Raw genomic sequence first — 13377 nt, 5'->3', positions numbered from 1 at the left:
ATGTAAACGCGACAATAATCAAGAACCAAAATCAGGCGCGCAGGTTTGTCCCTTACATCGGCACAGAAATTTCTTTGGGTTTTGGCAGGCGTCGCGTCGCTTGCCTTCGTATGGCTTTTGCTCTGGTCGGACTATCGCGCTGACCGCGCCCGAACCGACAACGATCCAGCGTTTGTCGCTGCATTCGAATTGACGGACCACCAAGGTGTGGTTCGCACGGAAGAAGACTTTTCGGGGCGTTGGATGTTGGTATTTTTCGGCTTCAGCAACTGCCCCGATGTCTGCCCGACGACACTGTCTGAGGTCGCGGCGGTGATGGACGGTCTGGGCGACAATGCCGCGAGGGTCCAGCCGATTTTCATAACCATCGACCCCGAACGGGACACGCCCATGGCACTCGCCGAATTCGTTCCGCTGTTCGATGCGAACATCATCGGGCTGACAGGTACGCCCGAACAGATCGCCGCTACATCCGAAACGTTTCCGATCTTCTTTGAACGCATCGAAGAGGCTACAGCTCCGGATGGCTACACAATGGGCCACACGTCACATCTGTTTCTATTCGACCCCGAGGCAGGCTTTGCAGACTCATGGCCCTATGGCACGTCCGCTGAAGAGATTCTCGCCGATCTGGAAGAGAGGATCTGACCGACATGAACCGCGTACCCGCAGAAACCGCCCTCGGGCTGGCATGGATCGTTGCCCTCGTCGCCTCGCTTGCTGTACTTTTCATCGGCGAAGTGATGGGGCAGACACCCTGCGTGCTGTGCTGGTTCCAGCGCGCCTTCATGTTCCCGCTCGCGATCATTCTCGGCCTCGGCCTTTGGTGGCGAGACGGCAGCGTCGGGCGCTATGGCATCGCTCTGGCGCTTGGTGGTGGCGTGGTCGCCCTGTGGCACATGGGCCTCTACGCGGGCCTGATCCCCGAACGCATCCAGCCCTGCACGGCCACCGGCCCCTCTTGCACCGATGATAACCAATTGGTCTTCGGCATTCCGATCCCGCTGATGGCGCTGGTCGCCTTCGCACTGATCGGGTTCCTGTCGGCACTTTCATTGAAGGAAACACAAACATGAATCGACGCGGCTTAATCCTGTCCGTTCTCGCCCTCGGCGTTGCCGGTTTCGGCGGAGCCACTTGGTACGCGACTCGCCCCGGCCCCGCGGCCGAAGCAAAAACCGTTGCGCCGGAACTCGCGGACGCGATGATCCGCTCTTACTCGCCCATCCTCGGACCTGCCGACGCGCCCGTCACGATTGTCGAATTCTTTGACCCGGCCTGCGAGGCTTGCCGCGCCTTCCATCCGATCGTGAAGGACATCATGGCACAGCATGGAGATGCCGTCCGCGTCGTTATCCGCTACACCGCGTTTCATGGCGAGGCATCCGAGGAAGCGATCCGCGTGCTCGAGGCAGCACGCATGCAAGGCGTTTACGAGCCGGTGCTCGAAGCCGTTCTGCGGGATCAGCCGAGATGGGCGTCGCACGGCGCGCCTGAGCCCGGTCTGATCCTCCAGATCGCCGCCACTGCCGGACTCGATGCAGAGGCCGCGCGCACGCAAATGCTGGCACCGGATGTCGTTGCGATCCTGAATCAGGATCGTGCGGACGTCGAAACCGTGGGAGTTCGCCAGACTCCTACTTTCTTTGTAAACGGCAAGTCGCTCGATCCATTCGGGGAGGCAGAACTGCGTCGATTAGTGGCCGCGGAAGTTGCTGCCGTGCAAAGCTGAATGGAAAAGGCAGGACCAAAACGATGAAAAAGATTATTATGACGGGCACACTGGCCGCGCTCTTGACCTTTGGAGGGCTCTCAGTACCCGCACTGGCCGGACCCGTGGATGTCGTCGTCGAAAGCGCCTGGTCCCGCGCCTCCATAGGGATGAACCGCCCCGGGGCCGCCTACATGACGATCCGCAACACTGGCGACGAGCCGGTGACGCTGATTGGTCTTTCAACACCCCTCGCGATGATGCCCGAGATCCACGAGACGAAGACCAATGCCGAAGGTGTGAGTTCCATGAGCGCGGCAGGTGAGATCGCGATCGCCCCGGGCGAGAGCGTCGCGCTTGAGCCGGGCGGCCTCCACGCGATGTTGATGCGGCTACAACAACCCATGACGGAAGGGGAAACCTTTCCGCTGACCCTACTTTTTGTCGACGGGGGCGAGGTGACAGTCGAGGTGCCGATCCTTGGCATCGCCGCACGCGGACCGGAAGACTAATGCGACGAAGGACGATCGCAGGATACGGCGCGGCCGGTGCCGGTGCAATTGCCTTGACGCTCTTCGTCGGTTGGTGGCGGGTCGACGGACCCGGTGCGCCCGAACCTATCGAGCAGCGGCCTATGGCTCTGACCGAGATGGATTTCCGCCTGACTGACCATGAAGGCAACGAGGTCGGGCCGGAAACCCTGATCGGGCGACCGACGATGGCGTTCTTCGGTTTCACTTACTGCCCCGATGTCTGCCCGACCACGCTCTCGGACATTTCAGGTTGGCTCGACGATTTAGGAGACGAAGCCAAACAGTTGAACGTGGTTTTCATCACGGTCGATCCCGAGCGCGATACCGTCGAGGCGATGGCAGAATATGTCAGTTATTTCCACCCAGCGATCCGCGGCTGGACGGGACCGGAGGGGCAGATTGCGCGCATCGCGGACGGCTTCCGCGCTGCCTACGAGCGGGTGCCCACGGAAGGCGGCGACTACACGATGAACCACACGGCCAGCGTCTTCCTGTTCGGTGCCGCTGGACGGTTCGTCACCATGATTGACTATCATGAACCGAGGGAATTCGCGGTACCGAAGATCCGCCGCGCGTTGGAAGAAGAAACGGAGGGAGCGACATGAGGCTCAGAACTTTTGCGGCAGGTGTCGCGCTTGCGGGGACCGTTTCGGGGGCGGCTATCGCATTCTTCGATGTTCTGTCGAAAGAACCCGTGCCGCCAGAACTTGCCCAGGCAGGTAGCTGGATGCCCCAGCGTCCTGAAGCTCCCCGGAGCCTGGATATTCCGTTGTCGCTGCCAGCTACGGCGTGGGTGGAAGATACACCCGGCTTCGGCCCCTTGCCCCTGCTGCAGGCCGCTGTTGTTGACAGGCCGATGCAGGCCATCGAACCGCCCCTGTTGACTTGGTCTCGCGACATCTCTTCTGGTGAAACGCTCGACTCCTTGCTTTCCGAAGCCGGTCTTGCGGGAGCCGACAGGGCGGAAGTCGCCCTTGCACTTGGCGCGGAATACGATCTGCGACGGTTGCGGCCGGGGAATTCGGTCACTGTTGTTTCGACTATGGATGGCAGCCCCCGCACCGTCTCGCTCGCCGTCGAGGACGGGGTGCGGATCGAGGTGCTTTTTGGCGAGCAGGTGTCCACGCAGGTCGTGGCGCCGGATCCGGAGATCGTAACCCTTGCTGGGGAGGCCGTGATCGACACCTCGATCTTCGCGGCACTCGACAATGCCGGCATCCCCGCCCGATTTGCCGTGGACCTTGCGCAAATGCTGGGTGGAACCGTGGATTTCCGCCGTGAGATGGCTGGAGGCGAGACACTAAGGCTTCTCTGGCGCGAGACGCGCGTCGGCGATGACAAGATCGGACAGCCGGACCTCGCCTTCGCCGCACTGGAAATCGGCGATTCGCTTTACGAGATCGTTTGGCCGGACGACGGCAGCGGTCAGGCGACGATCTACGTCGATGGCGAGGTGCTTCGCGTCTTTGCACAGCCAGTCGAGGGCGCGCGCCTCAGCTCGGTGTTCGGGCGCCGCACACATCCTGTCTACGGAAACGTCCGGATGCACACCGGCGTCGATTTTGCCGCGGCAAGCGGGACGCCGGTACGGACGACGGCACCGGGCCGGGTCAGCTTCATCGGCTGGCGAGGCGGTTATGGACGCGTGGTCGAAATCTCCCATGGCTCCGAGACCATGACGCGCTACGCGCATCTCAGCGCCGTGTCGGAGGGCCTAACACAGGGCCAACGCGTGGCGGCGGGAGATGTGATCGGCCGCGTTGGCGCAACCGGCACAGCGACAGGTCCCAACCTGCACTACGAAGTCCTCGTAGATGGGCGTCCGACTGACCCTCTCTCTGACGACAGGCTCGCCGAAGCCGCAGAGAACGAGGTGGATGATACCGCCGCGCTGTTGCGTCTGACCGAGGCGCGCGCGCTTCTGACTGAAAACCTTGACAGCGAAATTGCCCAGACGACAACCGAAAGGCTCTGACCCATGAAACGCATGACCCAAGCTCTGACCATCGCGCTCGCCCTGTTCCCGGCGGCCCAGGCCCTCGCAGAGGCAACAGCGATAGACGTCCGCAAGACCAACGGATGCGGCTGCTGCCTGTCCTGGATGAACCATCTCGAGGAAAACGGATTCGCGCCGACGGGCGAGAACATGTTTGGCGGGTCGCTGGTTCGTTTCAAGCTCGACAACGGCGTGCCGCAGCGCATGGTCTCCTGCCATACCGCGCTCATAGAGGGCTACGTGATTGAAGGCCATGTCCCGGCCGCTGATATCCGCCGCCTTCTTGAGGAACGCCCGGACGCCGTCGGCCTCGCCGTTCCGGGAATGCCCTATGGCTCGCCCGGCATGGGGCCGGAAGAAAACCGTGAAGCTTATGATGTCTTCCTCATCCGCGAGGACGGGTCGACCGAAGTCTTTTCAAGCTACGCCGAAGGATAATCTGGCCCGCTTATGGAAAACCTGTCTCCGATAATGCTCGGCTTTCTCGGAAGCCTTGCCGCCGGATCGCTCACGGCAGTCGGAGCAATTCCCGTGCTGTTCGGGCGCATCCCGTCGCGGGCGACGCGCGATCTGTCGCTCGGCTTCGCTGCCGGCGTCATGCTCTCAGCCTCGTTCTTTTCTCTGATCATCCCGGCGTTGGATGCGGCGGAGCCGATGTTCGAGAACGGCGCGATGCCTGCGGCCATCGTTTGCGTCTCGATCCTTTTGGGCATGGGGGCCGTTGCATTGATGAATGAAAGGCTGCCGCACGAGCATTTCAGAACGGGACGCGAAGGGCCCGAAGCGGCGTCCTTACGGCGGGTCTGGCTGTTCATCATCGCAATCACGATCCACAACTTCCCGGAAGGCCTCGCGGTCGGAGTTGGCTTCGGTTCCGGAGGTATGGAAGGCGGTCTGCCACTCGCCATCGGCATCGGGCTTCAGAATGCGCCTGAAGGGCTGGCCGTTGCGGTATCCCTGTTGGGCGAAGGATATCCGAAGCTGCGCGCCTGGGGCATCGCCGCGCTAACGGGAATGGTCGAGCCGATTGGCGGTTTGCTCGGGGCCGGCATCATCACACTGTCGGAACCGCTGCTGCCATGGGGCTTGGCCTTTGCCGCAGGCGCCATGCTTTATGTCATCAGCCACGAAATCATCCCCGAAACCCATCGCAGCGGCCATCAGAACAAGGCAACGCTCGGCTTGGCCGTCGGGCTCGTTTTGATGCTTTTTCTCGATGTTTGGTTGGGGTGACGCAATGCCAGTGCATAAACTATCTCCGGTGATCGGCATTTTTGCGGCGCTTGCCGCTTTCGTAATCGATCAGATCACAAAAGCCATTGTTGTGGCGAATGCGGCCTCTTTAAGCACTGGAATCGCCGTGTTTCCAGGTTTTAACCTTGTCTTTTATCGCAATGATGGCGTCACTTTCGGATTACTTGGCGGCGCACCATGGTGGAGCCTCATAGCTCTCGCTCTTGCCATCTGCGGCTGGCTGGGGGTTATGCTGTTTCGCGCCGAAAATGCGGTTGAAACGCTCGCTTACGGAGCGATCATCGGTGGAGCCTCGGGCAATGTCATTGATCGTGTGCGGTATCGGGCTGTAACGGACTTCCTGGATTTCTACATCAACTCAACGCATTGGCCTGCCTTCAACATGGCCGATGTGTTTGTCGTCAGTGGCGTGGGGCTCTTGCTCGCCGCACCCTGGATCAGTGCGCGGCGTCCGATCAAGTCGTGAAGCCGGCAATTCTGAACTGCTTCGCTCTGCGCAAACGTCTGCTCTCGCGGATGACGCTTGGTTTCGCCGCCGGGCCGCTGACCGTTCTAACCTTCCCGCCTTTCTCGATTCTCCTTCTTGTTCCCGTTGCCTATTCTGCGTTGTTTGTCGGTCTTCGCGACCTCTCCTTCGGGCGTGCTTTTCTCGTCGGCTGGGCGTTTGGTCTCGGCCAGTTCGGTTTCGGGATTTCGTGGATCGCGGAAAGTTTCTACGTCGAACCCGAGCGTTTCGGGGCGCTGGCGACCCCGGCCGTCGCGGGATTGTCCGCAGGTCTCGCGATTTTCCCGGCCATTGCCGCCGTGCTCTTCGTCGAAATCGCGCGGCGCGGAGCCATGGGCAGTCTCCTGGCCTGCCTCCTGTTCGCGACCTCCTGGACCGCGGCCGAGTGGTTGCGCGGTCACGTTCTGACAGGTTTTCCGTGGAACCTCGCCGGCTACGCTCTGGTCGATTACGCCGCCCTTCGCCAGCCCGCCGCCTGGGTGGGAAGTTATGGGCTAAGCTTTCTCACCGTGTTCGTAGCGGCACTCCCCGGCGCGGCTCTCATGGCGGTCGGGCGACAACGATTGATCATCTCGCTAATGCCGCTGGCCGGCATCGTGACGATGTGGGCCGTCGGCACGCTTCGCCTCCAGTCGGATGCACCACAGCCACCGGATGTCGACCTGCGCATCGTTCAGGGCAACGTTCCCCAAGAGGAGAAATGGGCGCCCGAGAACCGCGAGGCGACCTTCGCGCTCTATCTCGAGCTTTCAACCCAGCCCGGCGATTTCGACGTTCTTCTCTGGCCGGAAACCGCCTTTCCCGGGTTCCTCGATGAGGATGCCCAGGCGCGGGCCCGCATTGCCGCTGCGCTACCGGACGGCAGCGTGCTGCTAACCGGAGTGCCGGACCGTGTACTGAGCGAGGATGGCACCCGATATTTCAACACCGTCCAGGCTTTTGACGATACCAATGAGATCCTGACCGGATACGCGAAACACCATCTCGTGCCCTTTGGCGAATACGTGCCATTCCGCGGCTGGTTGCCGATCGAGCGGCTGACGGCGGGGCTGGGCGATTTTACGCCCGGACCGGGTCCGCGCACCCTTGCGCTTCCGGGTATGCCGCTGGTCGCCGTGGCGATCTGCTATGAGATCATTTTCCCGGGCCATGTGGTCGACGACATGTTCCGACCCGACTGGATTTTTAACGCGACGAACGATTCCTGGTTTGGAACCAGCATCGGACCCGAGCAGCATCTGGCTTCCGCACGTATGCGCGCCGTAGAGGAAGGCCTTCCTGTCATCCGAGCCGCGAATACGGGCATCTCTGCGGTCATCGACGCGAACGGAGAGATCATTGCGCGGCTCGATACAGGGGAAAGGGGCATCATCGACGCTGATCTTCCCTCAGCGCAGCCGCCTACGCCATATGCGCTTTTCGGGGACTGGATGTTGCTGGCGCTCATCTTGGCTTCGTGGAGCTGGGCTCTGGCGGCCAATGCGACGGCTAACTACCGCCGCATGAGAAAGACCGTCATGCAAAGATGTGGATAGGCGTTCCGTCCTTCACCATTGCATAGATGTCCTCGATCTGCCGATCTGTGACTGCGATGCAGCCAGCTGTCCAGTCGCGGATGTCCGTCGGGTCGATGCCGGGGCGTGGACCACCATGGATGAAGATGTCGCCGCCGGGGGAAAGGCCCTGCGCTGCGGCAAAGGCGATGTCGGCCTCATTTGGATAAGAGATGCCAACTGAAAGATGATACGTACTTTCAGGGTTGCGCTTATCGACTATGTAGGTGCCCTCCGGGGTCCGACCGTCTCCCTCGAATTGCTTGTGACCCTGAGGAGCGAAGCCCAGCCCGATCGGATAGGTTTGCAGCACGCGATCGGATCCGTCGAGAACAAGCAAACGCTGTCCCTTGTAGAGCCGAAGTCGCGTCACTTCGGGTCCGTCATAGCTGCGGAACTTGCCGGCACAGCCCGACAAAAAGGCCGCTAAGCCACCCAACAGGACGGCGCGGCGGGGAAATCGGATGGTTTTCACTGCTCGATGCCTCTTTCGTGAGGTCTGATATGGAAATAATGTTACCTTGCAAATGCCGCGTGATCAATGTCCGTGGGCAAGCGCGGCCTTTGCGATCTGTGGCCCAACCTGCTCGCCACCGGACGGCGGTGCCTTGGCCTCTTGGCTGTTGAGCAGGCGCAGGGCGTTCGCCACCACCAGCAATGACACACCCACGTCGGCTGCAATAGCGCCCCACATCGATGCCATTCCGAACGCGGTAGCGACAACGAAAACTCCCTTGGTCGCCAAGGAAATACCGATGTTCTGATGGATAATCGACATTGTCCGGCGCGAATGACCGATCAGCCAAGGCACCTTGCCGAGGTCGTCGGTCATAAGGGCAATGTCCGCCGTCTCGATTGCCGCGTCAGAACCAACCGCACCCATCGCGATGGCATAATGCGCGCGCGCCATTGCGGGTGCATCGTTCACCCCGTCGCCGATCATGGCAACCATGTCATGAGTTTTGACCAGTTCTTCGATGGCTGTCACCTTGTCTTCGGGCAGAAGCTCAGCGCGCACCTCGTCGATACCGACCTCGGCGGCAACGGCGCGCGCTGTTCGCTCGTTGTCACCGGTCAGCATAACGATGGTTTTCACGCCTTGCGCGTGAAGTTGCGCCACGATGCCCTTGGCATCAGGGCGGATGCGATCGCGCAGTTCAAGAATGCCCGTCACGCCGGATTCATCGCCGACAGCGACAAGGGTGCTGCCGGCGCCTTCGATCCGCTCCCGCAGATCCTTCGGAATGGCGTCGCCGAAACCCTTCTCCTCGGCAAACCGGTCCGACCCCAGCCAGATGGACCGTCCGTCGGTGCGTCCTTCAAGTCCCCTGCCGGGAATGGTGCGGGTATCCTCTGCGGCGGACACCTTGACGCCGTCGGCCTCCGCCCGCGCGAGAATGGCACGCGCCAAAGGGTGCGACGAACGTGCCTCCAGCCCTGCGGCGAGGGTCATCAGATCTTGTGCTGAAGCCCCGCCCAGCGGGTGCACCGCCGCCACTTCCGGCTGACCCATGGTGATTGTGCCGGTCTTGTCCATGGCCAGCGCCGTGGTCCTGCCCGGCGCCTCTACATAGGCACCGCCCTTGATGAGGACGCCCGCCCGCGCCGAAGCGGTGAGCGCTGCGACGATGGAGACAGGGGTCGAGATGACCAGAGCGCATGGGCAAGCGATCACCAGCAGCACGAGGGCATTGTAGAACCAGTAATCCCAGGCTCCGCCGAAGATAAGCGGCGGCAGTAGCGCAATTGCGACGGCGAGAGCCATGACGATAGGCGTGTAGATGCGGGCGAACTTTGCCACCCACTGTTCCACCGGCGCGCGGCGGGCATGGGCGTCGCCGACCATGCGGATGATCTTGGCCAAGACGGTATCCGAGGCGACCTTCGTGGCGCGCACAGTTAGTGTACCTTCGCCGTTGATCGTGCCCGCATAGACCTCGTCTCCGGCCTCTTTGGGTATCAAGGCACTTTCGCCGGTGATCGGCGCCTGGTCGACCGCGCCCGCGCCACCCGTCACCTCGCCGTCGAGCGGGATACGGTCGCCACCGCGTACAATAAAGCTTGAGCCTACGGCGACTTGCACCGCCGGCATGTCGGTCTCGCTTCCGTCATCGTGGATCACGCGCGCCGTAGGTGGCGCAAGATCCAGGAGCGCCGACACAGCGTTCCGCGCGCGCCCAACGCTCCAGCTTTCGAGAAAGAGGGACAGCGAAAAGAAAAAAGCCACTGTCGCTGCCTCGAAGAATTCACCGAGCCCGATGGCTCCGGCGACTGCGACAACCATCAGCAGGTTCATGTCGGGCGACAGCCGACGTGCGGACGACCATGCCTTCGGTGCCACAAGCCAAACGCCGAATAGGATAGCAACTGCAAAAAGCCCTGCCTCGGCCAGCGGCATCGGCGCTTCGCCGTGCCCCGCGAAGAGGCCGAGCGCCCCCCCCATACCGGTCTCGACGATGTGCCAGAGAAAACCCGCCGCCCAGAAGCCGCCGCTGAGAGCCGTAAACAGCCGCTGTCGTGCAAGATGGGCCGCTTGGTCGACCGACGCGTTCTCGGCATTCCACGGCTTCGCCGTCATGCCGGTGCTCGCGACAAGTTCCGCAACTTCGTCGTCCGATACACTCTTTGCGCTGTCGAGAATGGTCATCCTCCCGTTGATTACATCGAACGCGAGATGCTCGGCCCCGCCGATCTGCGGGCCGATTACCTTATTCAAGATCGCGACCTCCTCGGCGCAATCGAGGCCAGACACCTGAAAACTGCGCCCGCCGGTTGGCGCGGGAGTCGTCGGTGCGATGTCGCCGCACTTTCCGGCGCTACCACAGCAACTGCCGCCGCTTGCCTGGGCGTCTTCGGCGTGATCGTGATCGTGGCGGTGGGTGTCGGACGGCATGAACGGACCTCTGGATTCGGGTGCTTTGTCATGACATAGCCCCTACAGTAGCTAGAGCTTCAAGAGAAAAGTTCGGTGGTATTTCCGTTTGTTTTCTTGCTAGACGGTCCGACGACAGCCTCAATCACGGCGTGAGGCATAAAAAGCCGATACGAAGAAAAACAGAAAAGAAAGGAAACTCGATGCAGGTTTTGATGCTGAAGCAAAAAATGATGGTTGCGGTGGCGCTTTTGCTCACGACAGGATGCGCCATCCAGCCGACAGGGCCGGACGACACGGCAGACCAGACGGGCAACGTTCCCGAAGCCGTGGTTGCGATGGCTGCTCCGGATCAGGATGTTGCAACCGCGCGCCTCGTGCCGGAAGACGGCTGCTATTGGTACGAACACAGCGGGCCGGTCGAAACGACGCTGCTGCCGTTGCGCACGGCGAACGGTAATCCGATCTGCGTGGCACGCGAAGCTTGAGGACGCGTCAGACGTTGCATCAACGCGCCTCAGACCTACGCACCACACTCAACTTCGCGCGGTGACACTGTCCTCCGCTGAGTACAAATGTGCCGTCGATTCGATCTCAACGTTGGGATAAAGTTCGTTAATGTGAGCCATGACCATCCGCACGCAACCCGAACTGGCTCGACCGCCGATACTTCTCGGATAGGGCGTGCCGTGTATTCGAAGATAAGTGTCGCGGCCTCCGACGTACAGATAGATGGCTCGTGATCCCAAAGCGTTTTCGGGGCCGGGTTCCATCCCGTCGGCCCATCGTGCGTTTTCCGGATCCCGCTCGATCATGTTCTGGGTCGGTGTCCAATGCGGCCACCTCACCTTGCGTTTGATCGTGTAGACCCCAGGCTCGTATAGGTTGCCCCGGGCAATGGCCACACCGTAGCGCATTGCGGTCCCGCTCTCCTCGATATGATAGAGATACCGCGCGACCGCATCGACATGGATGTCTCCTGGCACGAGCCCGGGTTTCGCAATCACGCGTTGGGGCAAAAAGCGCGGGTGTAGGCCCCAAGGGTTTGACGCGGCCGGATCGAATCCGGGCGGCGTGACTTGCGCGTCCCATTCAGCCTTCTGTGCCTCGGTGGGCCAGGTATCGGCCAACAGGGGGCTGGAAACAGACGCGGAGAATAGCGCCGTTGTTGTTTGAATGAAGTGTCGTCTTGTCAGCATGTCGTACCCTTTCGGTTCCCACCAGAATCTATGGCAAGAACGGTATCTGTTCACTTTGATTAGATAGGACTTCTAGTGGCTAGAGGTTCAAGGACATATTTTCGTGAAAACACACGATCCTTGTGATCCGCAATTTACCATCCGCTACTACGAAAAGATCGGCGCGCCGCCCAGCCTGACCCGGCCTGTTCCCGAGACCACGGTTGCTGCAGAGTCAGATCCTGTCGAAGCTGGCTATGGAGGAAGGCCATATCGCCCGCTTCGCCTGAGCAGCGAACGGCAGTGTGGTGAACTTTGACTTGCACGGTGACGGGGGCAGGCAAAGCAGCAACGACAAACAGGGCCGCGCAGTGTCCAAAATACCGGGCGTCTTGCTCGCCGCCTTCACCAGTCATCATAGATGGTGAAGGCACAACCGCACGGAAGCGCCGGCCACAGCGGCCTTGCGCACTGGCGAGGAGTATCTCCAAATTCGAGCACCTTGATTGCCAAGGTTCCGGCGGGCTTTGCCTCCTCCTACCGGAACTTTGGCCGACTGGCACGCACCCGTCAGGATACCGAGCGATGACGCTCATCTCTTAGGTCGTGGTGCGCCACATCCGGAACCGGCCCTGCCCGGTCACTTCGCAGATCAAACCCCGCGCTTCCATCCAGACGAGGTTGCGCTGGACGGCGGCGCGGCTGGCACCGGTCAGGGTCTCGGCCATTGGGGCGGAGACGAGGGGCCATTCGGCCAGCACGGCGCGCAATGCTGGTGGTGTCTTGCCAGAGAGCGGGGCCATCATGGTTTCCGCCCGCGCTGACCATGCCTGGATATCGTCGAGGTGCCGCATCGCGGTCAGGCATGCTGTTTCCATTCCCTCGAGCCAACGCTCCAAGCGCTCAGCTGGTGGGCCACTGGCGCGCAGCCCCCCTGCCCCGCGCATAGCCAGAGGCGCAAAGATGGCCCCTCCATTCGAATTCGGGCCTTCGCTGGCGGCAATGCGTGCGGCGGTAACCGCCGCTTCCATCCGGTCGCCCTGTTGCCCGAGGCCCGCAAGGCTCCAGAGGTGAAGCCCCATGCAGGCGCGTGTGATCGGGTGCAGGTCGACGGCTTGCGCCATCAGGTCAAGCCAACCGCCCGCGCGATCCGCAAAGGTTTCGGCTTCACCTGCTATGTTTTCGGGGTCACGGCGATCGAGGAAGGCGGACAGGTCCACCTCTGGGCCGGGACCGCCTGTTAGACGCCGCACTGCCCATCCGACACGCGCGAGCGCTGCAGTGTTGTCCTGCACGCCGGACAGGCGCATGGATATCCAGAGCGCCAGCCGATCCGGGCCAATACGGTCACCCACAAACCAGCTGAGGTCTGCCGCCTCCATCAGCGCGAGCCTGTGCCGCCAGCCTTTCGGGCCACGGCGCAGCCGGTCATCCAACGCGCCGATCCGACCAGCCACACGGGCGAGACGCGCGGCATTAACCGCCTCTGCCTTCCGCCAATCGTCGAGGACTGCGGTTTCACGCAGCTCTGCTCTCGGTCCGGGCAGCAGATAATCCGGCTCCACTTCCATCGGACCGGGCAGGAACCACAGGTCGTCCTCAGACGTCTCTTCAAGCCCCTCCGAATCCACTAGAGGATCGTCAAAACTATCATAATGTGTAGATACTTGAGGCTTCATATGTGCAAAATACGGCACTTTTGCATTTTACCCAAGTGTTTTGTCAGGGTGCGCCCACACACCTTATATAGCACGTGCGCGCGGTGGTCTGCGAGA

The 13377-nt window shown here is 61.5% G+C and carries 16 protein-coding genes; 12 read left to right on the top strand and 4 right to left on the bottom strand.

Annotated features, from left to right (window positions below):
- Positions 1-45 precede the first annotated feature (45 nt).
- From L1069_RS05285 to lnt, 10 genes are read left to right on the top strand one after another with little or no spacing between them, the layout of a single operon-like run.
- Complete coding sequence (locus L1069_RS05285; RefSeq protein WP_232617642.1) at positions 46-648, top strand: SCO family protein; 603 nt, start codon at positions 46-48, stop codon at positions 646-648.
- A gap of 5 nt (positions 649-653) precedes the next feature.
- Positions 654-1076 carry a disulfide bond formation protein B gene (locus L1069_RS05280; protein WP_009807981.1) on the top strand — a complete coding sequence of 141 codons (423 nt, stop codon included), beginning with the start codon at positions 654-656 and terminating at the stop codon, positions 1074-1076.
- Entirely contained in the window at positions 1073-1732 is a 660-nt protein-coding gene (locus L1069_RS05275) for a thioredoxin domain-containing protein (RefSeq protein ID WP_009807980.1), read from the top strand. Before L1069_RS05280 ends, L1069_RS05275 begins: the two co-directional genes overlap by 4 nt.
- A gap of 23 nt (positions 1733-1755) precedes the next feature.
- Complete coding sequence (locus L1069_RS05270; protein WP_009807979.1) at positions 1756-2223, top strand: copper chaperone PCu(A)C; 468 nt, start codon at positions 1756-1758, stop codon at positions 2221-2223.
- A complete protein-coding gene (locus L1069_RS05265; RefSeq protein ID WP_009807978.1) occupies positions 2223-2849 on the top strand; it encodes an SCO family protein in 627 nt (208 codons plus the stop codon). Before L1069_RS05270 ends, L1069_RS05265 begins: the two co-directional genes overlap by 1 nt.
- Positions 2846-4219, top strand: a complete 1374-nt coding sequence (locus tag L1069_RS05260) for a M23 family metallopeptidase (protein ID WP_009807977.1) — start codon at positions 2846-2848, stop codon at positions 4217-4219. The genes L1069_RS05265 and L1069_RS05260 overlap by 4 nt, the downstream gene beginning before the upstream one ends.
- Positions 4220-4222: 3 nt before the next feature.
- Entirely contained in the window at positions 4223-4678 is a 456-nt protein-coding gene (locus L1069_RS05255; protein ID WP_009807976.1) for a DUF411 domain-containing protein, read from the top strand.
- A gap of 12 nt (positions 4679-4690) precedes the next feature.
- A complete protein-coding gene (locus L1069_RS05250; RefSeq protein WP_027238629.1) occupies positions 4691-5473 on the top strand; it encodes a ZIP family metal transporter in 783 nt (260 codons plus the stop codon).
- A complete protein-coding gene (gene lspA, locus L1069_RS05245; protein ID WP_211003343.1) occupies positions 5457-5960 on the top strand; it encodes a signal peptidase II in 504 nt (167 codons plus the stop codon). The genes L1069_RS05250 and lspA overlap by 17 nt, the downstream gene beginning before the upstream one ends.
- Positions 5957-7534: an apolipoprotein N-acyltransferase gene (gene lnt, locus L1069_RS05240; RefSeq protein WP_237455010.1), complete on the top strand. Its 1578-nt coding sequence runs from the start codon at positions 5957-5959 to the stop codon at positions 7532-7534. The genes lspA and lnt overlap by 4 nt, the downstream gene beginning before the upstream one ends.
- Here the strand turns inward: lnt and L1069_RS05235 are convergent.
- Together L1069_RS05235 and L1069_RS05230 are read right to left on the bottom strand one after the other, a co-directional pair.
- Positions 7515-8027, bottom strand: a complete 513-nt coding sequence (locus tag L1069_RS05235; protein WP_009807972.1) for a L,D-transpeptidase family protein — start codon at positions 8025-8027, stop codon at positions 7515-7517. The genes lnt and L1069_RS05235 overlap by 20 nt on opposite strands.
- 63 nt (positions 8028-8090) lie before the next feature.
- Positions 8091-10445 carry a cation-translocating P-type ATPase gene (locus L1069_RS05230; protein ID WP_092465195.1) on the bottom strand — a complete coding sequence of 785 codons (2355 nt, stop codon included), beginning with the start codon at positions 10443-10445 and terminating at the stop codon, positions 8091-8093.
- 182 nt (positions 10446-10627) lie between these two features.
- Here L1069_RS05230 and L1069_RS05225 point away from each other — a divergent pair, with 182 nt between their 5' ends.
- A complete protein-coding gene (locus L1069_RS05225; RefSeq protein WP_092465194.1) occupies positions 10628-10912 on the top strand; it encodes a hypothetical protein in 285 nt (94 codons plus the stop codon).
- Between the two features lie 48 nt (positions 10913-10960).
- Here the strand turns inward: L1069_RS05225 and L1069_RS05220 are convergent, their stop codons facing one another.
- Complete coding sequence (locus L1069_RS05220; RefSeq protein WP_092465193.1) at positions 10961-11623, bottom strand: L,D-transpeptidase; 663 nt, start codon at positions 11621-11623, stop codon at positions 10961-10963.
- Between the two features lie 103 nt (positions 11624-11726).
- Between L1069_RS05220 and L1069_RS05215 the strand changes: the two genes are divergently transcribed.
- Complete coding sequence (locus L1069_RS05215; RefSeq protein WP_123618725.1) at positions 11727-11921, top strand: hypothetical protein; 195 nt, start codon at positions 11727-11729, stop codon at positions 11919-11921.
- Between the two features lie 280 nt (positions 11922-12201).
- Here L1069_RS05215 and L1069_RS05210 read toward each other — a convergent pair whose 3' ends face one another.
- On the bottom strand, positions 12202-13281 hold the full coding sequence (locus L1069_RS05210) for a hypothetical protein (RefSeq protein WP_092465192.1): 1080 nt from the start codon (positions 13279-13281) through the stop codon (positions 12202-12204).
- Between the last annotated feature and the right edge of the window lie 96 nt (positions 13282-13377).

Source organism: Leisingera sp. MMG026 (assembly GCF_021654205.1).
Taxonomy (GTDB): domain Bacteria; phylum Pseudomonadota; class Alphaproteobacteria; order Rhodobacterales; family Rhodobacteraceae; genus Leisingera.
This window is presented reverse-complemented; position numbering and strand designations above follow the sequence as displayed.